This is a genomic window from Vogesella margarita, from assembly GCF_028548475.1.
Taxonomy (GTDB): domain Bacteria; phylum Pseudomonadota; class Gammaproteobacteria; order Burkholderiales; family Chromobacteriaceae; genus Vogesella; species Vogesella margarita.
Genome location: NZ_JAQQLE010000003.1, coordinates 73,342 through 98,199, shown reverse-complemented (window position 1 = coordinate 98,199; position 24,858 = coordinate 73,342). Strand labels below are relative to the sequence as shown.

The following is a 24,858-nucleotide window of genomic DNA, read 5'->3' as shown; positions in this document are numbered from 1 at the left end:
GGCAGCCGGGCGGACGCCGCAAGGTTGGCCGCAGACGGATTGCGGCCAACCTTGTGTTGCCGCAAACAAAAAAAGAACCGCACGGTGATGCAGCACACGTGCGGTTTACAAGGACAGCTTGGGGGAGGGCCGTTCAGCCGGCACTCTCCTGCAATTGGCTGAGGATCTGCGGGTTTTCGAGCGTCGATACGTCCTGGGCGATTTCCTCGCCACGGGCGATGGAGCGCAACAGGCGGCGCATGATCTTGCCGGAGCGGGTCTTCGGCAGGTTGTCGCCGAAGCGGATGTCGTCCGGCTGCGCTAGCTTGCCGATCTCGTGCGCCACCCAGTTTTTCAGCTCGGCAGTCAGGCGGCGGGCTTCCTCGCCGGTCGGGCGCGGGCCTTTCAGCACCACGAAGGCGACCACCGCCTCGCCCTTGACTTCGTGTGGCTTGCCGACCACGGCGGCTTCTGCCACCAGCGGGTTGGCCACCAGCGCCGATTCGATCTCCATGGTGCCCAGGCGATGGCCGGACACGTTTAACACGTCGTCGATGCGGCCCATGATCCAGAAGTAGCCGCTTTCGTCACGGTTGGCGGAGTCGCCGGCGAGGTAGTACTGGCCGTTGAATTCTTCCGGGAAGTAAGTGCTCTTGAAGCGCTCCGGGTCGTTCCAGATGGTGCGCACCAGCGAGGGGAACGGCCGCTTGATCACCAGGAAGCCGCCTTTGCCCGGCTCGACCGGGGCGCCGGACTCGTCGACGATGTCGGCCATGATGCCGGGCAGCGGCAGGGTGCAGGAGCCGGGCTTGGTGGCGATGGCGCCGGGCAGCGGCGCGATCATCGCGGAGCCGGTCTCGGTCTGCCACCAGGTGTCGACGATAGGGCAGCGCTCGCCGCCGACCATCTCGTAGTACCACATCCACGCCTCGGGATTGATCGGCTCGCCGACGGTGCCGAGCAGGCGCAGGCTGGACAGGTCGTACTGCTTGGGCAGTTCGGCACCGAGCTTGATCAGGGTGCGGATCGCGGTCGGCGCGGTGTAGAAGGTGGTGACCTTGTGCTGCTCGATCATGCGCCAGAATCGGCCGGCGTCCGGGTAGGTCGGCACGCCTTCGAAAATGAGCTGGGTAGCACCCATGCCCAGCGGGCCGTAGCAGACGTAGGAGTGGCCGGTGATCCAGCCGACGTCGGCGGTGCACCAGAATACGTCGCTGGGCTTGTAGTCGAACACCCAGCGGAAGCTGTTGAGGGCGCCGAGCAGGTAGCCGGCGCTGCTGTGCTGGATGCCTTTCGGGCGGCCGGTGGAACCGGAGGTGTACAGGATGAACAGCGGGTCGTCGGCCTGCATCCACTCCGGCTCGCAGGATTCGCTCTGGCCGTCGATCAGCTTGTGCCACCAGATGTCGCGCCCGTCGTGCCAGGTGCTGGCGCCGTTGTTGGTGCGCTGGTAGACCACGGTGGCGATCACCGTCTCGCAGCCCGGCATCGCCAGCGCTTCGTCGACCATCGCCTTCAGCGGTACGATCTTGCCGCCGCGCAGGCCTTCGTTGGCGGTGATGACCACCTTGGCGCCGGCATCCTGGATGCGGTCGTGTACTGCGCCGGCGGAGAAACCGCCGAAGACCACCGAGTGGATGGCGCCGATGCGGGCGCAGGCCTGCATCGCGACGATGGCTTCGATTCCCATCGGCATGTAGATGACCACGCGGTCACCCTTGGCGATACCCAGCGACTTCAGGCCGTTGGCGAACTGGCAGACGCGACGGTGCAGTTCGGAATAGGTAACGCGGGTGACGTCGCCGTCATCCGCTTCGAAAATGAGGGCAATCTTGTTGGCGTTGACGGCCAGGTGGCGATCCAGACAGTTGTAGGAAACGTTGAGTACGCCATCGTCGAACCATTTGAAGAAGGGGGCATTGCTGTCGTCCAGCACGCGCGAGAACGGCTTTTTCCAGCTGATCAGCTCTCGTGCCAGATCCCCCCAGAAGGACAGGTAGTGATCGTCGGCCTCTTCGCACAGCGCGTAGTAGGCGTCCGGCCCGGAAACCGTGGCCTTGCGGCGGAAGTCTTCTGCCGGGTCAAAGCTGCGGGTTTCGCGCAGGATGGAGTCAAGAGTGGACATAAAGCGTTCCTTGCAAACATGATTCGCGGACAGCAACTGGCCGCACCCGTTCGGGTGCGGCCATTTTTACACGACTCGCTTAGTGTTTGGAGGCACCTGCGGCACCAATACCGGTCATCGAGCGTACAAACTGTGCATCGAACTTGGCTTTTTCTTCAATCGCGGACTTGGACTTGTCCAGCACCGAAACCAGCCAGGTGAAGACGAAGGCCAGGGTGATCGAGAAAATCGCCGGGTTCTTGTACGGGAACAGTGCGGTTTCATGCTTCAGCACGTCTACCCATACCGCCGGACCCATCACGATCAGGCCAACCGCGGAGATCAGGCCGATGAAGCCGCCGACAACCGCGCCGCGGGTGGTCAGACCCTTCCAGAACATGGACAGGAACAGCACCGGGAAGTTGGCGGAAGCGGCGATCGAGAAAGCCAGACCGACCATGAAGGCGATGTTCTGCTTTTCGAACAGCAGGCCCAGCAGGATGGCGATCACACCCAGTACCACGGTGGTGATTTTCGAGACGCGGATTTCGTCGGCTTCGTTGGCCTTGCCCTTCTTGATTACGGAAGCGTACAGGTCATGCGATACCGCCGAGGCACCGGACAGGGCCAGACCGGCAACCACTGCCAGGATGGTGGCGAAGGCAACGGCCGAGATGAAGCCGAGGAACAGGTCACCACCAACCGCGTTGGCCAGATGAATCGCCGCCATGTTGCTGCCGCCGATCAGTTGGGTCACTTCCTTGCCGTTCTTGACCACGGTTTCCATCATCGATGGCTGGTCAAGCAGCAGCATGATCGCGCCGAAGCCGATGATGAAGGTCAGGATGTAGAAGTAGCCGATGAAGCCGGTGGCGTAGAATACCGATTTGCGGGCTTCCTTGGCGTCGGACACGGTGAAGAAGCGCATCAGGATGTGCGGCAGACCGGCAGTACCGAACATCAGTGCCAGGCCCAGCGAGATGGAGTCGATCGGGTCAGCCTTGCCCGGTGCCATGATTTCGGCGCCCTTGGCGTGGATGGCGACCGCTTTCTGGAACATCATCTCAGGGCTGAAGCCAACGGTGGACAGAACCATGAAGGCCATGAAGCTGGCACCGCCAAGCAGGATGACCGCCTTGATGATCTGTACCCAGGTAGTGGCCAGCATGCCGCCGAAGGTCACGTACATCACCATCAGGATGCCGACCAGAACCACCGCGGAGGAGTAGCTCATGCCGAACAGCAGCTGGATCAGCTTGCCGGCACCAACCATCTGTGCGATCAGGTACAGCGCCACCACCACCAGGGTGCCGGTTGCGGCAAAGGTGCGTACCGGAGTCTGTTGCAGGCGGTAGGAGGCAACGTCGGCAAAGGTGAACTTGCCCAGGTTACGCAGGCGCTCTGCCACCAGGAACAGGATCACCGGCCAGCCGACCAGGAAGCCGATGGAGTAGATCAGGCCATCGTAGCCCTTGTCGAACACCATTGCCGAGATACCGAGGAAGGAGGCGGCGGACATGTAGTCGCCGGCAATCGCGAGACCGTTCTGGAAGCCGGTAATGCCGCCGCCGGCAGTGTAGAAGTCACTGGCGGAACGGGTGCGTCGCGAGGCCCAGTAGGTGATGCCCATGGTGAACGCGACAAACAGGAAGAACATGATGATGGCGTGCCAGTTGGTCGCCTGCTTGGTGACTTCGCCTTCAAAGGCGCCGGCGGCCAGCGCGAGTGCCGGCAGGCCGGTCAGCGCGGTGGCGCAGAGGGTTTTCGTCCAGCTTTTCATTGTTTGGCATCCTCGACGATTTGTTGGTTCAGTTGGTCAAACTCGGTATTGGCCTTGCGGACATAGACGCCGGTCAGGACGAATGCCGAGACGATGATGAAAATGCCAACCGGAATGCCGACCGTGGTGGTACCGCCCGACAGCGAGGCGCCAAGCACGTTGGGTGCGAAGGCCAGCACCAGGATAAAGCCATAGTAGATAGCCAGCATCAGGATACTCAGCTGCCAGCCAAGGCGGGTTCGCTTGTGAACAAGCTCTTTGAACTTGGGGTTGTTTTGTACCCGTGTAAGGATATCTTCATTCATCGTTGTCTCCTCCCGTTTCTCGCTGCCCGCAAGTGCGGTTTGCGTGTTCTTGCAATCTAAAAGTCGACTCGACGATGTGGCTAATCGTTTTTTCTGATAGCAGGAATTAACTTCACCGTTTTTTCTGGAAATTTTCCTTGTTTATTAGTGGTTTGCATTCGAGTATTTGCTTTATTGATGAAAGGGATCAGCAATCGTTATCCAGCTTTTTGTGTGCATGCCTTGTGGGTTGACGGAGAAGTTGTACAAAATGGCAAAAAACACACCATTGTGGTGCAAAAATAGCGCGCGCCCAGCCGATCAGGAGAGTCGTCCAGCATGGAAATCTACCAATTGCGCACCTTTGTTACGGTGGCTCAGCAGGGCCATCTGACTCAGGCCGCTGAGCTTCTTCACTTGTCGCAGCCCGCGGTGACGGCGCAGATCAAGGCCATTGAAGAAGAAGTAGGCATGTCCTTGTTTGAACGTACGGCGGGTGGGGTGGTATTGACTCTTGCAGGGCAGGAGCTGCTGCCGCGTGCGCAGGACATCCTGATGTCGGCACGGCAGCTGCTGGATCATGCTCGTAGCCTGAAGGGGCCGCTGACCGGCAAGGTGCAGATCGGCATCGCGCTGACGCCGGACGTGTTGCGGGTCGGCCCCTGGGTCGCCGGCCTGGCCGAGCGCTTTCCCTTGCTGGAGGTGTGCCTGCACCAGGGGGTGACCGGTGATGTGCTCAACGCTGTGCGCAAGAAAGAGCTGGACGCCGGCTTCTATCTGGGCAAGAACCCCTACGTCAACGTGCATACCCTGCTGCTTGCGCAGCTGCGCTTGCGCATCGTGATGCCCAAGGGCTGGCTGGCGCGCATCAATGCGGCCAACCCCAAAGAGCTGGGGCGTTTGCCTTGGGTCGGCATTTCCCAGTTTTCCAGCCTGTCCAAGATCGTGTCCGAGCTGTGGCGGGAGCTGAACATCGCCCCAAAGAAGGTGTCGGAGTGCGATAACCTGTTTACCGCCTCCGAACTGGTGCAGGCAGGCGTCGGACTGGCCTTGCTGCGCGAGGAAGAGGCGCTTGATGCGGCCGCGCGCGGGGTGGTGGATCTGGTGCCGGAGATTGTGAAGATGGCGGAGCTGCAGTTTGTCTACCCGGCCGATCGCGCCGAGGATCCGACCCTGAAAACACTGATTGCCGGTTTGCAGCCGGTATGGGGCCTGAGCAGCAATGTTGCTGCGTGAGTAGCTAGTCGTTATCCGGAGGCATGTGATGGCAACGGTTTTTCAGCAATATCTCGACGCGGTACAGGCCAACCAGCAGCGCATGTTGGCCGCACAGGCCGATTGCTGGCACAGCTGGTGCCGGCTGTCGTTGCCGAGCGCCGGCGATCCTGGCCTGATCGGGCAGCTGGATGCGCCGATGATGTCGGGTGCTTCGTTGTTGCAGGCGTCTGCCGACGCACAGCATGACCTGCTGCTGGTGCTGGAACGCTGGTTTGGCGACCAGCAGAAGACCTGGCTGCGACAACCTGCGGCACCCTGTACCCTGCCGCTGGACATCGGTTTCTCCGGCTATCTGATCGCATCGCGTGCCACCCGCCAGATCCAGCATTTTGCTTCCACCCGCTTTTCCTATGCCACCTTGTCCGCCGTGCGTGGCGCCCACCTTGCCTATCGCAAATGCCGCAATAACCCTGTTGCCGCTTCGGTGTTTCATCCGCGCCTGTCCGGCTAGAATGGCGGGATTGCGCAAGCGTCCTGCCTCTGCTGTGGTACGGCTAGCGGGTGGCCTCTGTCGCGCCCTGTCCCCGCTTGCCTGCCGTTTTTTGCCGCTGACCCGCCGAGAGTCCGCCGGGTGCCAATGTGTTGCCGTTGCCGTTCAGTCGGCAAGGCGCGGCCGGCCATGGCTTGGGGCTGACGGCCGGCTCAGCGTCCGCGGCCGAGGGTGCCGATGGTGGCACCGACCAGAATCAGGGCGCCGGCTATCCAGCTGATGGTGTTCAGTTCCCCGAGTCCGCTGATGGCCAGAATCAGGGTGGACAGCAGGGGCGTAAGGTAGGAGAGGGCGCCGATCTGTTTCGGGTCGCCTTCCTTCATGGCCTTGTCCCACAGGAAGAACGATGCGCCCAGTGGACCGATCCCCATCAGCAGCAGCGCCAGCCATTCCTGATTGTTGGGAACGATTGCCGGTTCGAACAGCCAGTGGCACAGTGCGGCAAGCAGGCTGGAGAGCAGGCAGAAGCCGCCGACTGCTGCATTGGGAAAGGGGGGGAGCTTGCGTGTTGCCAGGCTGTAGCTGGCCCAGGTGAAGGCTGCGGCGATCGCGAACAGGTAGCCTAGCGGCAGACTGGCGGCAAAATCGAGTTTGCCCTTGCTGACAATCAGTACCGCGCCGCAAAAACCGACCATGGCTGCCACGATGTGACGACCGGTTAGCTTGCCCAGCCCGAATAGCGGGCTGAGCACGACAATCAGCAATGGCCACAGATAATTCAGCAGGTTGGCCTCCAGCGCCGGTGCGGTGCGAAAGGCGGTAAACAGCAGGCAGTGGTAGCCGAAGATGCCGGCGACGCCAATCAGCAGGGTGCGCGGAGCCACGCGCCACTCCTTCAGGCGATGAATGGCGAGCAGGCTGCCAATGAAAAGTGCGATAGCGGTGACCAGAAAGGGTGGCAGGCGCTGGGTAAATGCGCCTAACGCGGCCAGCGATGACCACAGTAAAATGGCCAGCAATGCCGGCAGTAAAGTGAATTTTTTCATCCGTAAATCATAACGTGCCGGGCGTGGAATGAATAGCCTGCCGCCGGGGCTTTTACGGGTGTAACGAGACCCGTAATACTGAAAGGAATAGTGAATGAACCAGCCGCAAGTATTGGCTTATTTGAATCAGCATGGTGCCGTGCTCAATGTCGACGGTGATGTGGTTTTGTCCGGTGACGAGAGCCAGGAAGCCCTGTCATTCGGGCAGGATAGCCATGCGCTACTTACCCAGTTTGTTTTGTTGAAGGTATATGGCGATGATGCGGAAGCGTTCCTGCAGGGGCAGTTTTCTTCCGATGTCAAGGAGCTGAATGGTGCCGTGGCGCAATGGAGCAGTTATTCCAATGCCAAGGGACGGATGCAGGCCAGTTTCCTGTTGTGGCGTCTTGAGCAGACGTTTTTCCTGCTGGTGCGCAAGGATATTGCCGAGGCTTTCCACCGCCGTCTTTCCATGTTCGTATTGCGTGCCAAGGTAAAAATCGAAGCCACTGACAGCGTGATTGTCGGTGAATATCTGGCTGCCGCCGAAACGGTGCGTCCTGTATTTGAGGCGACCGTGACGGGAACTGCCCCGTGCATGATCGTGTCGATGGGTAGCCAGATTCGTATTACCTGCCTGGGTGTGGACGGTATCGTCACGCTGCCGAGCTTTGCCGGCAAACTGCTGGCCAGTCGCCTGTTTGACGCCTTTTTCATTCGCGCCGGTATTCCCTGGGTGTCGAAGGTGACCTATGAAGCATTCGTGCCGCAAATGGCGAACCTGGATCTGATAGGCGGTATCAGTTTCCGCAAGGGCTGCTATCCGGGCCAGGAAATTGTGGCGCGTACCCAATATCTCGGCAAAGTGAAGCGCCGCATGTTTGTGGTGGAAGTTCATGCCGATGATTGTGCAGCCGGAATGGATATTCAGGTTGCCGCTACGGGTGAGCAGGCCATCGGTAAAGTGATGCTGTGTGTGCCGTTGACCGTAAAAAAATATCTGGCACTGGTCGTGATGCAAATATCGGCATGGGAGGGAACGCCTTTTCTTGCCGCCGTACCGCATTCGCAATTGTCGCGTCTGGATGCGCCATATTCAATCCCCGACTTGCAAGAGGGTTAATTCCGTTTTTAAATATAACGCTTGACGCAAGGCAGTTATTAATCTAATTTTCGGAATATTCTTGCTGGCTTTGTTTGTTGAAAGGGGTTTTAAATGGATCTGAGTACACTTGATTTTGCGGAATTGCTGCAGCTGAAAAATGATGTTGATGTTGAAGTTCGCCGCCGCGAAGTGGAAGAAAAAGCCAAAGCCAAGAAACAGATTCTTGAAATTGCCAAAGCCTATGGCTTCAGTGTCGAAGATGTGCTCGGTGGTAAAACGGTACCAACGGCCAGTGGTCGCAAGCCGGTAGAAGTCAAATACCGCCACCCGAACGATGAATCGCTGACCTGGACTGGTCGCGGTCGCAAGCCGTTGTGGGTCGTGGCGTTGCTGGATTCGGGCATCGAACTGGACAGCCTGCGCGTGTAAATGAGCAGTTGGATTGTGAAAGGCAAAACGCCGTGTGCAAACACGGCGTTTTCTTTTGCAGCGAGGCATTCACGATTCATTATAGAATGCTGGAGTAATGAGGCGCCTGCCTGCTTGTGTGTGCTTAACTTCGGTTTAGGTCATGGCAAAACTGGATTTTTTTTCGTTCGGCGATAAACGCAAGTCCCATCCCCTGGATGACGTCAAGTCGGTAACCGAGTGGTATGCCGCAACCCAGCGGGAGTCTGCTGCGGGTAGTCATGACCAGATTACCAAGCTGCTGTCGCAGTTCAATCAGGAGCTCGACGGCCCGTCCGTTGCCACGCTGGAAGCCATCATCGAGCTGGACCGGCTGGGACACATTCCGCATCAGCAGTTGTGCGCCCAGTATCTGAGCTCCAAATTGCTGCCCGCCGTCGAGTTGCAGCAGCGGGCGCAAATCCTGTCCTATGGTCGCCAGCTGGTGGCGGCCTATCAGCGTTTCATGGGCTTTGATCCCGAAGGGGAAGAAGCCCCGCAAATCCGGCTGCTGCTGCCGTTGGTGATCGGCAAGATGCTGTTTTACCTCACCGAGAACGCGCTGTGGCATTACTACCGCCATGCCTCCCTAGATGAGGTGGTGTGGAGCAACGTCAACCAGCTGTTCCGCTATGCCGAAGAACAGGCGATTGATGCGGTGCCGCTGCAGTTGTTTCCCGGTGAGGCGACCACGACCATTCATGATCTGTATCTGGCCTTCCTGATGGTGTCCTTGCTGAACAGCGGCAACCTGACGGCACGCCAGATTCACTTTGCCTATCAGCTGGCGCTGATGTTGTCGAACCGCATGACGCTGTCCCGCGACCTGTCCGTGGAAAGCAGCTTCATCGTCAACATCCAGCATGCCGCGCCGCCGAGCCGGGCGCACAACGTACCGCAATTGCAGGGTATACGCGTCTGGTCGACCGCGGAGCTGGTAGACCAGCTGAATGCCTGGCTGGCGGTGTATGACGGTGGTAGCACGCCGCAGGCGCTGCGTGAACGCTTCAGCCGGGGCATCGATCCGGGCTTGCTGCGCTTTCTGGTGCGGGAGTGGGCGGTGAAGCCGTTCCGCTTCGAGCGTGCGGAGCGGGTGCCGGTGAGCAGCAAGCAGCTGGAAGTTGGCCGCACCTTTAGTGGTGTGCACCGGCTGGTGCGCGAGTACGAGGAATTCCTGGCGCAAGGGGATCGTCCTCAAAGTCCGTCGGCCAGTGTCGACGAGGTGGCCGAAATCCGTATTTATGGCTTCCTGACCGGTCGTCGTCGCGAAAAAAACACGGTGCAGGACGAGGTGGTCAAGATCGCCACCAGTGCGGAGCTGCAGTTGTGGGATATCGAGAACCAGAGTGACAGCGGTCTGGGGGTGTCCTTGCCGGCGGCGGGGGCGGAGTGGCTGTCGTTGGGAACCTTGCTGGCAACGCGGGAGGCCGGGCAGCAGGCGTGGAGCCTGAGCATCGTGCGTCGCATCAAGCGTGATGACAAGGCGCGCGTTTACCTTGGTTTGCAGTTGCTGAGCTCGCGGCCGGTGGCGGCGTACACCAAGGCGGAGAACGGCCGCAATGCCGATCCGACCCTGCCGGTCGGCATGGTGTGGAACCAGGGCGAGATCGCGCTGTTTGCCTCGGCGATGAAGGACGGGGTGAAGTGCAACACGCTGCTGATCCCGTTGTTCAGTTACGCGCACGGCAAGAAGCTGCAGATGTTCGCCAAGAACAAGGGCTTTCTGGTGTCGCTGGGGCGGGTGCTGGAAAAGGGCGCCGACTGGTGCCAGGTGGAGATCGAGCTGATCCGGCAGCTGTAGTCGTCGTCACCAAATAAAAAGCCACGATGCGGATCGTGGCTTTTTCCATTCCGGATCATGCCGGCTTAGCGCAGGTCTTTCAGTACGCCGTAGATGGCACTCAGGCTGGCTTCGCCCAAGCGCAGGCTGCGCTGGCCGTTCCAGCCGAAGTCGTCGTCCGGCAGGTTGTCGTTGTCCTTGAACGGCATTTCCAGGGTGTAGGCCAGGCAGTTGAACTGGTTGCCGACCCAGGCGGTTGCCATCGCAAGGTTGGCCGCACCGGGGGCGTCCTTGTCGTAGCCGTGCTCATCCTGGAAGTCGGGCGATGCCACGCGCAGCTGCTGCTTGAACGCCGTTTCCAGCGCCTCGATGCGCTCGTTGTAAGTGGGCACGCCCTCGGTGCCGGCGACAAACACGTACGGAATCGCCTCGTCGCCGTGGATGTCGAGGAACAGGTCGACGCCGGTTTCCAGCATCTTGTTGCGGACATGAAACACTTCCGGGCTGGTTTCCGGGCTCGGGTTCAGCCACTCGCGGTTCAGGTTGGCACCGGCGGCGTTGGTACGCAGGTTGCCGAGGATGGCGCCGTCCGGGTTCATGTTCGGCACCACGTAGAAGGTGGCGCGATCCAGCAGCGCACGCGAGGTTGGGTCCTGGGTGTCGAGCAGGCGGGTGAGCAGGCCTTCGACAAACCACTCCGCCATCGTTTCGCCGGGATGCTGGCGGGCGATGACCCAGATCTTGAGGTCGGACTCGACCTCGTGGCCGATGGTCAGCAGGTTGATGTCGCGTTGCTGTACCGTCGAGCCGAGGTCGGACACCTGGCACAGGCCGGAGCTTTGCGCCATGCCGATCAGGTTCAGGTGCTGCTCGTGCGAGTAGGGCTCGAAGTAGGCGTAGTAGATGCTGCCGGCCAGCGGAACATGCTCGATCACCAGGTCGTCGCCGTCCAGGTAGGTCGGCACGCGGAACCAGTTCACGCGATCGTAGGACGCCACCGCCTGGTAGTCTTCCCAGCCTTTGGGGTAGGCGGTGTCCTTGATGTTGAGGAAGCGCAGCTTGCACGACTCGTAAGCGGCACCCTGCAAGCGGAAGTAAAACCATTGGGCAAAATCGGAGGCATTATCTTTGCGGATGCGAAGCTGAATGTCTTCAAAGTTATTGAGCGCGATAACCTCGATACTGCCGGCGTCGAAATTGCTGCTGATTTTCATGCTGCGGTATGTCCGTCTGTTACTGGTAGCCGCTTATTGTAGCGTGTTGTGCTGCCGGCGGCACGCTTGCCGGCACCATAAAAAAACCTGCCACCGGTAAACGGTGGCAGGTTGTGCTGGCCATTGCGGTGCAATGGCGTATATCAGGCTGCGGACGAGCGCTTGGCGGCGGTTTTCACGGCGTCGACGGTGGCGCTGTTGGCGGCCTTGACGCTGGAGTCGGCAAACTCGGCAACTTGCTGGGCGGCCTTGGTCATCGAGTTGATGGCGGCGGCGCCGGCGGCGATGCCGGATTTCAGCGCGTTGACGGCGGTTTCGGAGCCGGCCGGTGCGTTCTTGCTCAGCAGGTCGATGTTGCTGATTACGGACTTGTTCAGCTCGTTGAAGTTGCTTTCCGCGATCTTGCCCAGTTCGGCCTGGGTTTCGGACACGATGTCGTACACGCTGCGCGAATTGGCCACGGCCTGTTCCAGGCTCTGGGTGGCCAGCTTGTTCAGGCGGGTCAGTGCGTCCTGCGGGGTTTTCAGGCTACCCAGTTCGCGGGTCAGCTTGACGTTTTCTTCCAGCGACTGCTTGGACAGCTCGAAATTCAGCTTGACCAGGCGTTCGGTGCTGTCCAGGGAGATTTGTGCAGCGCGGAACAGCGCTTCAAAACCATTCAGGGACAGTTTGCTCAGTTGTTCGGTTGGATTGATCATTTGGGATACCCTCACTCGCTGTTGATGTAACTCGGTCTGGTCCGGTGTGATGTCACTGTTTTATTTTTTTGTGTCGCAATCATACCGGTCTGCTGCGATGCACAATGACAACTCGATGGTAGCGTAACTGTGAAACCGGCGCCTAGAAGTTTTGCTCTACCGTGTTGCATTTATGATAATGTGGCGCCACACAACAGAATAAATAAGCTGGGAGTGTTACATGAGTGTTGAAAAGCGGGTCATCAAGAAGTACCCCAACCGCCGTTTGTACGATACCGCCACCAGTTCCTACATCACCCTGGGCGATGTGAAGCAGCTGGTGTTGGACAATGTGGACATCCAGGTTGTCGATGCCAAGAGCCACGACGACATCACGCGTGGCGTGCTGTTGCAGATCATCCTCGAAGAGGAGAGTGGCGGCTCGCCGATGTTCAGCTATGAAGTGCTGACCCAGTTCATCCGTTTCTATGGCCAGGCGATGCAGGGCATGATGGGGCCGTTCCTGGAGAAAAACCTGCAGCTGTTCACGCAGCTGCAGTCGCGCATGCAGGAGCAGGCCAAGACCATCTACGGCGACAACCCGATGGTGAACGCCAAGATGTGGGGGGATTTTCTGAATTTCCAGGGCCCAGCGATGCAGAACATGATGACCAGCTACCTGGACCAGAGCACCAATATGTTCCTCGACATGCAGAACCGCATGCAGGAACAGGCGCGCACCATGTTCAGCGGTTTCGGCTTTCCGGCCTACCCGCCCAGCCGCGACGACGACAAGAACCCGCCGAAGTAGTTTTTTTCCCGCGCGGTTTTTTCTATAATGTGCAGCTCACAGCCGGACGTTTTGCAACGTCCGGCTTTCTGTATTGAATTTCTTCAAGGTTGTGTCCCATGTCGCACGTTGCACCAAAAGTAGGGTTTATCAGTCTGGGCTGTCCGAAGGCAGCCAGCGATTCCGAGCAGATCCTCACCCGCCTGCGCGCCGAAGGTTACGAGATCTCCGGTACCTATGACGGTGCCGACCTGGTGGTGGTCAACACCTGTGGCTTTATCGATGCTGCGGTGCAGGAGTCGCTGGACGCGATCGGCGAGGCGCTGACCGAAAACGGCAAGGTGATCGTCACCGGCTGTCTCGGCGCCAAGGGCGACGTGATCCGCGACAACCATCCGTCGGTACTGGCCGTCACCGGCCCGCACGCTACCGACGAGGTGATGGGGCACGTGCACAACCACCTGCCGAAGCCGCATGACCCGTTCGTCGACCTGGTGCCGGACATCGGCGTGCGCCTGACGCCGAAGCACTACGCTTACCTGAAAATTTCCGAAGGCTGCAACCATCGCTGCACCTTCTGCATCATCCCGTCGATGCGCGGCGACCTCGACAGCCGTCCGATCCAGAACGTGCTGGCCGAGGCCGAGAACCTGGCGAAGGCCGGGGTCAAGGAACTGCTGATCATCTCGCAGGACACCTCCGCCTACGGCGTGGACGTCAAGTACAAGCTGGGTTTCCACAACGGACGTCCGGTGAAGACGCGCATGACCGAGTTGTGCGAGGAGCTGGGCAAGCACGGCATCTGGGTGCGTCTGCACTATGTCTACCCGTACCCGCACGTCGACGAAGTGATTCCGCTGATGCGTGACGGCAAGATCCTGCCCTACCTGGACATCCCGTTCCAGCACGCCAGCCAGAAAATCCTGAAGCTGATGAAGCGCCCGGCCAACAGCGACAACGTGCTCGGCCGCATCAAGAAGTGGCGCGAGATCTGCCCGCAGCTGGTGATCCGCTCCACCTTCATCGTCGGCTTCCCGGGCGAGACCGAAGAAGACTTCGAAGAGCTGCTGAACTTCATCCGCGAGGCGCAGCTGGATCGCGTCGGCTGTTTCACCTACTCGCCGGTGGAGGGCGCGGCCGCCAACGAGCTGCCGGACCCGGTGCCGGACGAGGTGAAAGAGGAGCGCAAGGAGCGCTTCATGGCGGTGCAGGCCGAGATTAGCGCCGCAAGGTTGGCCGCACGCATCGGCCAGCGCCTGCAGGTGCTGGTCGACGAAATCGACGAGGAAGGCACCGCAGTGTGCCGCAGCTACGCCGATGCGCCGGAGATTGACGGCCTGGTGTTCGTCGAGGACGCTGCCGGCCTCTCGGTTGGTGATTTTGTCGAGGTTGAGATCGTCGATGCCAGCGAGCACGACCTGTGGGGCGAGCGCGTGTAAACGCCACCCGATGGAAGCCAATGCGGCGCAAGGTGCAGACCTTGCGCCGTTTTTCATTCCTGCTCAGTTTTTTTGAACATGGGCTGCAGATTTTTGTGCTTTTTTATCGAATGGCCGGTTTGTATAGTGTTTCCATCAACCCCAAGCCAGGAGGCACCCCATGACCGAAGCGCAATGGCAATCACGAACCGTGGAACAGCAAGTCAGCGGCATGCCGACATCGGACGGTGCCGGCGTCAAGCTGACGCGGGTACTGACGCAGAACCTGCAGCGGCGGCTGGACCCGTTCCTGATGCTGGACGAGTTCCGCTCCGACAATCCGGGTGACTACATCGCCGGTTTTCCCTCGCATCCGCACCGCGGCTTCGAGACGGTGACCTACATGCTGGCCGGGCGCATGCGCCACCGCGACAGCGGCAATAACGAGGGCCTGCTCGGGCCGGGCGGCGTGCAGTGGATGACTGCCGGCCGCGGCGTGATCCATTCCGAGATGCCGGAGCAGGAAGACGGGCTGATGCACGGCTTCCAGCTGTGGATCAACCTGCCGGCGGCGCGCAAGATGATCCCGGCCGCCTACCGCGACATCCCGGCGGCAGAAATTCCGCTGCTGCAGGAGGCGGACGGCGTCGCGGTGAAGGTGATCGCCGGCCAGTATCGTGAGCAGGCGGGAGCGATCCGGCAGCCGGATACCGAGCCGCTGTACCTCGACCTGCAGTTGCCTGCAGGTGGCTCGCGCGACATCGACATCGCCGCCGGCCACAACGCCTTTGTCTACGTCTACCACGGCAGCGTCAGCATTGAGGGTGTCAGCGTGCCGCAGCAGCGTATGGCGATCCTTGGCAACAGCGGCGACGGCGTGCGCCTGCACAGCGACGGCGGTGCCAGCGTGCTGGTGTTGTCCGGACAGCCGCTGCGCGAGCCGATCGCCCAATACGGCCCGTTCGTGATGAACACGCGCGCCGAGCTGGAGCAGGCGTTCGCCGACTACCAGCAGGGCCGTCTGGCTTGATGTAACACAAGGTTGGCCGCAGGCGTTGCGGCCAACCTTTTCCATTGGATTGCAGCGGAGATTTTCCCATGAGTGCCATCAGCCAGCGTATTGAACCGCGCCAGCAGGACATCGGTTTTGTCGTGCGGCGCCTGTTGCCGGTGCGCGGTATGCGCAGCGTCGGACCGTTCGTGTTTCTCGACCACATGGGGCCGGCGTACTTCGTCGCCGCCGGCACCAGTGGCGACGTGCGTCCGCACCCGCACATCGGCCTGGCCACGGTCACCTACCTCAGCCAGGGCGCGATGATGCATCGCGACAGTTTGGGTACGGTGCAGCGCATCGAGCCGGGCGCCATCAACCTGATGGTAGCCGGGCGCGGCATCGTCCATTCCGAGCGCATTCCGGTCGACATCCGTGCCGCCGGCGTGGCGGTGGAGGGCTTGCAGATGTGGCTGGCGCTGCCGCAGGCGCAGGAGCGCTGCGCGCCGGCGTTCTACCACTACCCGGCGGACGTGTTGCCGCAACGCGAGTTCGAGCGCGGCAGCGTGCAGTTGCTGATCGGCGCCGCCTTCGGCATGGTGTCGCCGGTGAAAACCTTTGCCCCGACGCTGTACGCCGCCTGGCAGTTGCAGGGCGGCGGCGTGCTGCCGCTGCCGCAGGAGGTGGCCGAGCGCGCGCTGTACCTGATCGAGGGCGAGGTGCAGGTCGACGGCGAGCTGGTCCGTGCCGGCGAATTGGTGATCCTGTCCGGCAGTGCGCGCGAGTTGCGCGCCAGCGCCTGCGTGCAGGGCGTGATCTTCGGCGGCGCGCCTTTGGATGGCCCGCGCTACCTGGACTGGAACTTCGTGGCCAGCGACAAGGCGTTGCTGGCGGCGGCGCGGGACGACTGGCAGGCCGGCCGCTTTGCCATGGTGCCGGGCGAGAGCGAGTTCATCCCGCTGCCGGTGTGAGCGGCAATTGGCACTTCAGTCTTCTGTCATGAATTGGCGGCTTTTTGTGTGAAGGAATAACCCTGTTTGTGATAAGATTATTTCCTGTTGTTCACTATCAAATGACGGTGTTCAGTATAAATAGTTGTTGTATTTTCTAACGAATATCCGGAGCTGATTGCGTGTCGTTTTCCCGATCCGTCGAGTCCATCCTGTCACGCCAGGTACTGAGCTGCCTGCCCACCGCCACGGTGAGCGAGGCGGCTTTTGCCATGTGCCGCGAGCGCTGCGGTGCCATCATCGTGATGGACGAGGGCGGGCAGCCGGTCGGAGTGTGGACCGAGAGCGACGCGGTGCGGCTGGACCTGCTGCAGCCGGACGTGGCCGCGACGCCGGTATCGGTAGTGATGTCGTCGCCGGTGCGCACCATCGCCGCTAATGCCACCATCCAGGAGGTCACCGCGCTGCTGCACAAGCAGCGCATGCGTCATCTGGTGGTGACCGAGCCGGGCGGCGACCGCGTGATGGGCGTGGTATCGACCACCGACATCGTCATCAATCAGGAAGCCGAGTTCTTCCTGCGCCTGAAACGGCTGGACGCGATGGTGCATGTGCCGCTGGCCACCATCGCCGCCAGCGCCGATATCGGCGCCGCCACCCGGCTGATGCGCGAGCACAAGGCCGAGGCGCTGGCCGTGAGCTACGCCGACGGCAGCTGGGGCATCCTCACCCAGCGCGACATGCTGCAGCACTTGGCGCAGCCGCGCGGCGGCCTGACGGTGGCCGACCTCGCCAGCCATCCGCTGCGCACGGTGCCGGCGCACATGACCCTGCTGGCCGCGCGCAAGGTGCTGCTGGAGCACCAGCTGCGCCATCTCGGCGTCACCGACGGCAGCGGCCAGCTGCTGACCATCATCGGCATGTCCGACATCCTCGCCACCATCGAACAGGAATTCCTCGCCGAGCTGCACCACGCACTGCGCGAGCGCGACGAGGCGCTGCTGCGTTCGCGGCAGAGTCTGCTGATGGCGGACAAGGTGTTCGAATCGACGATGGAGGGCATCGTCATCACCGACAGCAAGGGGCTGATCCAGTCGGTCAACCCGGCGTTTTCCCGCATCACCGGCTACTCGCGCGACGAGGCGATCGGCCAGACCCCGGCCTTGCTCAAGTCCGGGCGCCAGTCGGCAGATTTCTACGAACACATGTGGCGACAGCTGAAGAGCGACGGTTTCTGGCAGGGCGAGGTGGTCAACCGTCGCAAGAACGGCCTGCTCTATACCGAACACCTGACCATCACCGCCATCGGCGACGATCAGGGTGTGACCCAGCACTACGTCGCGGTGTTCGCCGACATCACCCAGCGCAAGCAGGCGGAGGAGCGTTTGCACTTCCTCGCCAACCACGATGCGCTGACCGGGCTGCCCAATCGCACCCTGTTTGCCGAAAAACTGCAGGCGGCGGTGGAGCTGGCGCGCGAGCAGCAGCAGCGCTTCGCGCTGATGTTCATCGACCTGGACCGCTTCAAGCTGATCAACGACACGCTGGGGCACCAGGCCGGCGACGAGCTGCTGGTGAAAATCTCGCAGCGCCTGCAGGAAGAGGCGCCGGGCGGCGGCACCGTGGCGCGCCTGGCCGGTGACGAGTTCACCATCCTGCTGCCCAATACCGGCAGTCTGACCACGCTGGCCAGCATGGCGCAGGACATCCTGGACAGCATTACCGGCGAGCTGGTGCTGGGCGGCAACAGCAAGGTGTTTGTCTCCGCCAGCCTCGGCATCGCGGTGTTCCCGGACGACGGGCGCACCGCCGACAGCCTGCTGGTCAATGCCGATGCCGCGATGTACCGCGCCAAGAACCGTGGCAAGAACACCTTCCAGTTCTACACCGCCGACATGAATGCCAGCGCCATGGCGCGGCTGAAGCTGGAGTACAGCCTGCACCGCGCGCTGATCAAGGACGAATTCCAAGTCTGGTACCAGCCCAAGGTCGATCTCGCCAGCGGCACGCTGGTGGGCATGGAGGCGCTGATCCGCTGGCAGCATCCGGAGATGGGCTTCGTGCCGCCGGTAGAGTTCATCCCGGTGGCCGAGGAGTGCGCGCTGATCGTGCCGATCGGCGCCTGGGTGCTGCAGGAAGCCTGCCGCCAGACCAAGCAGTGGGCCGACCGTTGCGGCTTTGGCGGCCGGGTGGCGGTCAACCTGTCCGGGCGCCAGATCAAGTTCGGCAACATCGTGGAAACGGTGGCGCAGGTGCTGCAGCAGACCGGCCTGCCACCGTCGCAGCTGGAGCTGGAAATCACCGAAAGCACGGCGATGGACAGCGACGGCGAGGTGATGAAGGCACTGGAAGGGCTGCGCGCGATAGGCATCACGCTGGCGATCGACGACTTCGGTACCGGCTACTCCTCGCTGGCCTACCTCAAGCGCCTGCCGGTGCAGGTGCTGAAGATCGACCGCTCCTTCATCAAGGATCTGGATCGTGACAAGGACGACGCTGCCATCGCCTCGGCGGTGATCTCGCTGGGGCGCAGCCTGGGCCTGTCCATCGTGGCCGAGGGCGTGGAAACGCCGGCGCACCGCGCCTTCCTGATCGAGCAGGGTTGCCATCAGGCGCAGGGCTACCTGTTCGGCAAGCCGCAGACCGCCGCCGATTTCCGCCACCTGCTGTGCTAGCGGTCTCCGGCCACTGCCGGAGACGGACGCAAAAAAGCCGACGCGACGCGTCGGCTTTTTGCTGCAAGGTTGGCCGCAACGCGTGCGGCCAAGCTCGAGTCCGGCTTAGCCGCCGATCTTGTCGCGGCCGCCCATGTACGGACGCAGTACCGCCGGGATGGTGACCGAGCCGTCGGCGTTCTGGTAGTTCTCCAGTACCGCCACCAGCGTGCGGCCCACCGCCAGGCCGGAGCCGTTCAGTGTGTGCACGTAGCGGTTCTTGCCGTCGGCGTCCTTGAAGCGCGCCATCATGCGGCGAGCCTGGAAGTCGCCCATGTTCGAGCAGGAGCTGATCTCGCGGTAGGTGTTCTGCGCCGGCAGCCACACTTCCAGGTCGTAGGTCTTGTGCGAGCCGAAGCCCATGTCGCCCGTGCACAGCGTCACCACGCGGTACGGCAGCTCCAGTGCCTGCAGGATCACCTCGGCGTGGCCGACCATTTCTTCCAGCGCGGCGAAGGAGTGGTCCGGATGTGCGATCTGCACCATCTCCACCTTGTCGAACTGGTGCTGGCGGATCAGGCCGCGGGTGTCGCGGCCGTAGGCGCCGGCTTCGGAGCGGAAGCAGGGCGAGTGGGCGGTGAACTTGAGCGGCAGTTCGTCGTGCTTCAGCACCGACTCGCGCACCATATTGGTCATGGTGATTTCCGAGGTGGAAATCAGGTACTGCGCCTGGGCGGCGGCCTCGCCACCGCGCTCGACGCGGAACATGTCCTCGGCGAATTTCGGCAGCTGGCCGGTGCCGTACAGCACGTCGCTGTTGACGATGTACGGGGTGTAGGTCTCGCTGTAGCCGTGCTTGTCGGTGTGGGTGTTCAGCATGAACTGCGCCAGCGCGCGGTGCAGCTGCGCGATCTGGCCGCGCAGCACGGTAAAGCGGGCGCCGGACAGCTTGGCGCCGGTCTCGAAGTCGAGGCCCAGCGGGCTACCGACATCGACGTGATCCTTCACTTCGAAGTCGAACGCGCGCGGCGTACCCCAGCGACGGGCTTCCACGTTGCCGGACTCGTCGGCACCGGCCGGCACCGATTCGTGCGGCAGGTTGGGGATGGTCAGCAGCCAGTTGTCGAGGCGGCTCTGCACGGTGGTGAAGGCGTCCTCGGCGGCTTTCAGCTCGTCACCCAGCGACGCGACCTGCGCCATGATGGCGGATACGTCTTCGCCGTTCTTCTTGGCGATGCCGATCTGCTTGGAGGTGCTGTTGCGCTGCGACTGCAGCTCCTGCATGCGGGTTTGCAGGGACTTGCGCTCGGCTTCCAGGCTGTTGAAAGCGCCTACTTCCAGTGTGTAACCACGGGCGGCCAGGCGGGCCGCCACTTCATCGATATTGCTGCGCAGCAGTTGAATATCCAGCATTGTTTTCAGTCCTGTATTTCTGTCTCGGATAGGGTGTGGCCGGCAACACGGCACGGGCAGGCCTCGCTCGCGGCCGTGGTTGCGCCCGCCGGCACAAAGTTTCCCCGCAAGTTTACCGGCAGCAGGGGGCAGTTGTCCCGTTTTGCCGTGCGGTGCGCGGTGTTCAGCCCGAGCGGAAAATGGCGATGGAGACGCCAATTGCATGCATTGCGCGGCACTTGGGTGCTGTTTATGTCAGAAAGATTAAATTGATATGCAAACGTTATGTAATACTTGTAATGGATATTGATGATTGATTTTGAATGTCAGGGGAAAAGCATGTCCAGAAATCATGTCATGGCCTTGTGCCTTGCGGCCGCGGTGGCCGTGAGCGCTTGTGCGGTGCCGCAGGCGAATCAGGGGGTGGCGGTCAGCCAGACCTCGCGCGGTGTGCAGATCCGTTCTTCCGATTCCATCCTGTTCGATTCCGGCCAGTACGAGGTGAAGGCCTCGGCACGGCCGTTTCTCGACCAGATGGCCAGCCTGCTGATCACGCGCACCAAGAGCAATGTGCTGATCGAGGGCCATACCGACAGTGTCGGTGGTCGCGACTTCAACCAGGACCTGTCCGAGCTGCGCGCTTTGTCGGTGATGAAGGCGCTGGTCGATCGCGGCGTGCCCAAGACGCGCATCAAGGCTGTGGGCTACGGCATGAGCCGGCCGCTGGTCGACAACGCCACCCAGGCCGGTCGCCAGGCGAACCGCCGCACCGACATCATTCTCCTTGGCGAAAAGCAGGAAAACCTGGGGCAGGATCCGTTCAAGGGCATGGTCGACAGCGTGGTCAGCTTCGGCAAGGGCCTGTTCAAGTAATTCAACGTGACGGCACCCGCCGGTGAGTACCGTTTTCATTTTGCAATGCAAGGAATGTTCATGGCTGATTGCCCCACTTGCCACGCCGCCAATCGCGACAGTGCGCGTTTTTGTCTGAATTGCGGTCACGCGCTGCAGTCTGCACCGGCCACGCCGCCAGCGGCGACGGCCAGCGACAGCTGCGCCTGCCCGAGCTGCGGCGAGGAAAACCGTGCCGGCCGCAAGTTCTGCAAGCACTGCGGCGGCGCCATGTTGGCCGCAATAGGTGGCGCACCGGAGGCGGTGCCCGCCGAGCCCGTTGCCGCTGCACCAGTCCGTGACCCGGATGGAGAAGCTGTGCCCACCGTGTCGCCTGAGCCGGCGGCCGCCCTTGTCGGTGTGGTGGCCGGGTCGTTGCCAGCAGGGGATGTCTCTCCGCTGGTGCTGGCCAGTGCCGAGCCGGTGCCGCTTGCCACGGTGGCGGTCGTGCAGGAGACGAAACGGGCTGTCGTTGCGACCATCGCCGGCAACGAGCTACAGGTGCCGCTCTTTGCCGTAGAGCCGGAGCGGGAGGAGACCGCCGTGCCGGCTGTCGGCAACGAGGCGTCTTCGCCGGAAACGGTGGTGATCGTTGCCGGCGGCGTCACTGAGCGTGCGCCGGAGCCGGTGCTTGCCGTGGAGGCAATGCCAGAAGTCGCGGCCGTGCCACCAGCCGCAACGGCGGCGGGCATGTCGCAAGTGTCTGCAGCCATCGATGCTGCCGTAACCCACTTGGCCGCAGTGGCGGCGACAGCAGCCGACACGTCAGATCCGGCTCCGCCAGCGAAGCCGGAGCCTGCGCCAGCGGTGGTGCCCGAAGCAGAGCCTCGTGTGGCACCGGCACCGGCCGCGGCGGTCGCTGGCAGGGCCGTTGCGGCCAACGTTGCGGCCGCCGAGGCGCGGACGGCACGGCCGTGGTGGCACTGGGCGGCGGGCGTCCTGCTGCTGGGGATGGCGGTGGCCGCGATGATGCTGGGCGGCGTGTTCAGCCGCGGCGCCCAGCCGGTGGCGGCAACACCGGCCGCATCGGCGCCGGCCGCCATCTCCCTGCAACCGGGTACCGGGGCGTTGCAGGAGCAGGCTGCGGTGCCGGCCGGCAGCAGTGCCGCTGTAGCGGTGGCGCCAGTGGTGGCGCCGGTCGTCGCGGCCCCGCCGGTACAGAGCCCGGCGTCGGAACCGACCCCTGCGCCGGCTCCGGCGAACGATGAACCGGCGGTTGCCCAGCCGATGCCTGAGATCAAGCCGGCGACCAAACCTGCCGCGGTGGCACCGGTCGCCAAGGCCGCGCCGAAGAGCGAGGCGAAAGTCGGCAGCCAGCACGATGAAATCCGGCGCAAGAAAGAAGAACTGAAACGGCAGCTGGGCCTGCAATAAGCCACCCGCAGCCATAACTGGAGAATGATCCTGATGAAAATGTCGCAGCAACTTAAAAATACCGGCTCGCTGCTGGATGCTACCGAGGCACTGGGCAACTGGCGGGCGCTGGCGCTGTTTGCCGCCAGCCTGCTGGGCGCGGCGCTGGTGTTTGGCGTGCTGGCCCTGACCCGCAGCGGCTTCGGCCTGTTCCTGGGCGCGCTGCTGTCGTGGCTGGTGGCCTTTTACGGCGTCAATGCGGTCGGCATCATGCTGATGGATGCCAGCCGCAATGGGCAGTCGCGCAAGATGGCGGCCGCGGTGATGGTGTCGCTGTTCAGCAGCCACCGTCTGCTGCTGGTCGGGCTAGTGGCGCTGGGCGGCATGCTGTTGCTGCTCTTGCTGGTCGCCATCGTGCTGCTGCTGTGCAAGATTCCGCTGCTGGGGCCGCTGCTGTTCACCTTCGCGTTGCCGCTGAGCGCCTTGCTGCTTGGCTTTGCCTGTTTCGCGCTGGCCTACGTGTTCTATCCGTTGGCGGCGTCGGCGGTGTGGAGCGGTGCCTCGGTGCGCGAAACGCTGGTCAACCTGCTGGCGATCGCGCGCCAGCGTCTGGTGTCGGTGGTGGTGAAGGAGCTGGTGCTGGCGCTGGTGGTGCTGGTGTCGGCCGGCATCATCGGCGGCATCGTTTTTTCCGGGCTGGGTATGGTGATGAGCATGTCGGCCGGCATTCTGGGCGGCATCGGTGATCTCGGCATGCAGTCGATGGCGATGATGGCGATGGGCGGCATGGGGGAGGGCGGTGGCTATGTCATCGCCGGCGGGCTGGGCTCGTCGCTGCTGTTGGCCGCGGCGATGATCGTCCCGGGGCTGATCGCACTGCAGGGCTGCTGCCAGATCTACCTGTCCTCAATCGACGGGTTGGACGTCAGCGCCACCGAGCAGGAACTGGCGCGTCGCCAGCAACAGCTGGAGCAGAAGACGCAGCAGATCAAGCAGAAGATCGAGGAGCAGAAGCAGCAGCTGGCGACACCGGTTGCGGCTGCCGCCACCGCCGGTAATGCCGCCATGGCGCTGCCGCATTGCCCGCACTGCAAGGCGCTGCTGGAAGACGCCAACGACCGCTTCTGCGGCGAGTGCGGCAAGCCGGTGAAGGACGACTGATGAGCCGCTTCTGCACCCAGTGCGGCACGGTCAATGAGGCCGATGCCCGCTTTTGCGACGCCTGCGGCAAGCCGCTGAAGCCGAGAGCACCAGCTCCGGAGGCGGCGCCCGCCAGCGCGGCGATAGCACTCGACACGCCGCCAATCCCTGCGTTGTCGTCCCGCCGCTTGCCGTGGCCATGGCTGGGTGGCGGCGCGGCGCTATTGCTGCTGCTGGGGGCGGCGGCCTGGTACTGGCTGCAGCCGCAAGAGCCGTCCAAGGAGGTGTTCATGACGGCGATCAACCAGCATCTGGCCCAGCACGATGCCGACTACCGGCGCAGGGTGTGCCTGCGCAACCTGCCTTATGGCCGGCAGTCGCTGGTGGTCAGTCCGTTCGATCAGGCGAGCAACGCCTGGCTCGTCGAACTGGTCAGGGCCGGCCTGTATGCGGCGCCGCAAAAAATCAGCAACGGCTTTTTCGGCGAGCAGCTGGAGTACCAGCAGACCGATCTGGCGCGCTCGGCGGTGGTGGACGGCCGCCTGTGCGTCGGTACGGGCGTCGAGGCGGTGGCTATAACGCAGTGGTCGCCGCCGCAGCCTATGGGCGAGCTGCTGGTGTCGCAGGTGCGCTACGACTTCCAGCCGCGGCAGCCGGTGGCGTGGCTGACGCCGGCCATCCGCCGCGAGCTGTTTGGCGAGGCGGGTAAGGGCGAGGCGCGCATCATGTTGCTGCGCAAGGACGGCCGCTGGCAGGTGGCCGATGATGGCGAGCGCCAGGCGCTGGAGGCGGCGGTCTTCATGCAGGCACTGGCCAAGGAGGGCATCGAGCGTGCCGGCGAGCAGGCCAGTACTGGTCTGAAGGCGTGGTTTGGCCGCCTGTTCGGCCCGGCGGAGCCGTCGGCCGACGACATCTGGCAGGCCTTGCTGGCATTCTCGCCCTTGCTGGCCAGCCAGCAGCAGGGCTACGCCAAGCAGGACTGCGCCGTGCTGGAATCGCAGCCGGACACCTTCAGCTGTCGCATCCGCATTGATGGCGGCAGCGAGCGGGTGCTGCTGTCGAAGAACGGTGACGGGGTCTGGCAGCTGCGCCTGCCGTAAACCGTCAGCGGGACCGCCAGAGGCGGACTCAAACGGCAAGGCGCCGTGTTTCAGTGTTGAAACACGGCGCCTTGTG

At 62.4% G+C, this 24,858-nt stretch carries 21 protein-coding genes; 14 read left to right on the top strand and 7 right to left on the bottom strand.

All coding sequences use genetic code 11. The annotated features are described in order from the left end of the window. Positions 1-133: 133 nt before the first annotated feature. The 3 genes from acs to PQU96_RS05260 all read right to left on the bottom strand — a co-directional run bounded on the left by acs (position 134) and on the right by PQU96_RS05260 (position 4,168). A complete protein-coding gene (gene acs / locus PQU96_RS05270) occupies positions 134-2,104 on the bottom strand; it encodes an acetate--CoA ligase (RefSeq protein WP_272771199.1) in 1,971 nt (656 codons plus the stop codon). Positions 2,105-2,183: 79 nt separating this feature from the next. Further along, a complete protein-coding gene (locus PQU96_RS05265; RefSeq protein ID WP_272771198.1) occupies positions 2,184-3,863 on the bottom strand; it encodes a cation acetate symporter in 1,680 nt (559 codons plus the stop codon). After that, positions 3,860-4,168, bottom strand: coding sequence for a DUF485 domain-containing protein (locus tag PQU96_RS05260; protein ID WP_272771197.1), 309 nt, complete (start codon positions 4,166-4,168; stop codon positions 3,860-3,862). Before PQU96_RS05260 ends, PQU96_RS05265 begins: the two co-directional genes overlap by 4 nt. A 318-nt stretch (positions 4,169-4,486) precedes the next feature. On the opposite strand from PQU96_RS05260, the gene PQU96_RS05255 reads away from it, so the two are divergent. Beyond that, on the top strand, positions 4,487-5,383 hold the full coding sequence (locus PQU96_RS05255) for a LysR family transcriptional regulator (RefSeq protein WP_272771196.1): 897 nt from the start codon (positions 4,487-4,489) through the stop codon (positions 5,381-5,383). A 28-nt stretch (positions 5,384-5,411) separates the two neighbouring features. After that, positions 5,412-5,876 carry a hypothetical protein gene (locus PQU96_RS05250; RefSeq protein WP_272771195.1) on the top strand — a complete coding sequence of 155 codons (465 nt, stop codon included), beginning with the start codon at positions 5,412-5,414 and terminating at the stop codon, positions 5,874-5,876. 191 nt (positions 5,877-6,067) lie between these two features. Here PQU96_RS05250 and PQU96_RS05245 read toward each other — a convergent pair whose 3' ends face one another. Continuing rightward, the gene (locus tag PQU96_RS05245) at positions 6,068-6,901 is read right to left on the bottom strand and encodes a DMT family transporter (RefSeq protein WP_272771194.1); all 834 of its coding nucleotides are present in this window, start codon (positions 6,899-6,901) and stop codon (positions 6,068-6,070) included. A gap of 94 nt (positions 6,902-6,995) precedes the next feature. Here PQU96_RS05245 and ygfZ point away from each other — a divergent pair, with 94 nt between their 5' ends. From ygfZ to PQU96_RS05230, 3 genes are all read left to right on the top strand, one after another. Continuing rightward, complete coding sequence (gene ygfZ / locus PQU96_RS05240; protein ID WP_272771193.1) at positions 6,996-8,003, top strand: CAF17-like 4Fe-4S cluster assembly/insertion protein YgfZ; 1,008 nt, start codon at positions 6,996-6,998, stop codon at positions 8,001-8,003. A gap of 93 nt (positions 8,004-8,096) precedes the next feature. Next, entirely contained in the window at positions 8,097-8,414 is a 318-nt protein-coding gene (locus PQU96_RS05235; protein ID WP_272771192.1) for an H-NS histone family protein, read from the top strand. A 142-nt stretch (positions 8,415-8,556) separates the two neighbouring features. After that, on the top strand, positions 8,557-10,233 hold the full coding sequence (locus tag PQU96_RS05230) for a cyclic-di-GMP receptor FimW-related protein (RefSeq protein ID WP_272771191.1): 1,677 nt from the start codon (positions 8,557-8,559) through the stop codon (positions 10,231-10,233). Between the two features lie 65 nt (positions 10,234-10,298). Here the strand turns inward: PQU96_RS05230 and PQU96_RS05225 are convergent, their stop codons facing one another. After that, positions 10,299-11,426, bottom strand: coding sequence for a M14 family metallopeptidase (locus PQU96_RS05225; RefSeq protein WP_272771190.1), 1,128 nt, complete (start codon positions 11,424-11,426; stop codon positions 10,299-10,301). 143 nt (positions 11,427-11,569) lie between these two features. Beyond that, positions 11,570-12,124 carry a phasin family protein gene (locus PQU96_RS05220; protein ID WP_272771189.1) on the bottom strand — a complete coding sequence of 185 codons (555 nt, stop codon included), beginning with the start codon at positions 12,122-12,124 and terminating at the stop codon, positions 11,570-11,572. Positions 12,125-12,344: 220 nt separating this feature from the next. On the opposite strand from PQU96_RS05220, the gene phaR reads away from it, so the two are divergent. From phaR to PQU96_RS05195, 5 genes are all read left to right on the top strand, one after another. Continuing rightward, positions 12,345-12,914, top strand: a complete 570-nt coding sequence (gene phaR / locus PQU96_RS05215) for a polyhydroxyalkanoate synthesis repressor PhaR (RefSeq protein WP_189372465.1) — start codon at positions 12,345-12,347, stop codon at positions 12,912-12,914. Positions 12,915-13,012: 98 nt separating this feature from the next. Further along, positions 13,013-14,332 carry a 30S ribosomal protein S12 methylthiotransferase RimO gene (gene rimO / locus PQU96_RS05210; RefSeq protein WP_272771188.1) on the top strand — a complete coding sequence of 440 codons (1,320 nt, stop codon included), beginning with the start codon at positions 13,013-13,015 and terminating at the stop codon, positions 14,330-14,332. Between the two features lie 160 nt (positions 14,333-14,492). Further along, the gene (locus PQU96_RS05205) at positions 14,493-15,341 is read left to right on the top strand and encodes a pirin family protein (RefSeq protein ID WP_272771187.1); all 849 of its coding nucleotides are present in this window, start codon (positions 14,493-14,495) and stop codon (positions 15,339-15,341) included. 68 nt (positions 15,342-15,409) lie between these two features. Further along, entirely contained in the window at positions 15,410-16,273 is an 864-nt protein-coding gene (locus PQU96_RS05200; RefSeq protein WP_272771186.1) for a pirin family protein, read from the top strand. A gap of 161 nt (positions 16,274-16,434) precedes the next feature. Next, entirely contained in the window at positions 16,435-18,927 is a 2,493-nt protein-coding gene (locus tag PQU96_RS05195; protein ID WP_272771185.1) for an EAL domain-containing protein, read from the top strand. Positions 18,928-19,032: 105 nt separating this feature from the next. Here PQU96_RS05195 and serS read toward each other — a convergent pair whose 3' ends face one another. After that, a complete protein-coding gene (gene serS / locus PQU96_RS05190; RefSeq protein ID WP_272771184.1) occupies positions 19,033-20,319 on the bottom strand; it encodes a serine--tRNA ligase in 1,287 nt (428 codons plus the stop codon). Positions 20,320-20,637: 318 nt separating this feature from the next. Between serS and PQU96_RS05185 the strand changes: the two genes are divergently transcribed. Genes PQU96_RS05185 through PQU96_RS05170 form a run of 4 tightly spaced genes read left to right on the top strand, consistent with a single transcriptional unit; the run spans position 20,638 to position 24,782 of the window. Further along, positions 20,638-21,171, top strand: coding sequence for an OmpA family protein (locus PQU96_RS05185; RefSeq protein ID WP_272771183.1), 534 nt, complete (start codon positions 20,638-20,640; stop codon positions 21,169-21,171). A gap of 60 nt (positions 21,172-21,231) precedes the next feature. After that, positions 21,232-22,563 carry a zinc ribbon domain-containing protein gene (locus PQU96_RS05180; protein WP_272771182.1) on the top strand — a complete coding sequence of 444 codons (1,332 nt, stop codon included), beginning with the start codon at positions 21,232-21,234 and terminating at the stop codon, positions 22,561-22,563. A gap of 39 nt (positions 22,564-22,602) precedes the next feature. Then, positions 22,603-23,703 (top strand): zinc ribbon domain-containing protein, encoded by a 1,101-nt coding sequence (locus PQU96_RS05175; protein WP_272771181.1) that lies wholly within the window; start codon positions 22,603-22,605, stop codon positions 23,701-23,703. Then, positions 23,703-24,782 carry a zinc ribbon domain-containing protein gene (locus PQU96_RS05170; protein WP_272771180.1) on the top strand — a complete coding sequence of 360 codons (1,080 nt, stop codon included), beginning with the start codon at positions 23,703-23,705 and terminating at the stop codon, positions 24,780-24,782. The genes PQU96_RS05175 and PQU96_RS05170 overlap by 1 nt, the downstream gene beginning before the upstream one ends. Positions 24,783-24,858 lie beyond the last annotated feature (76 nt).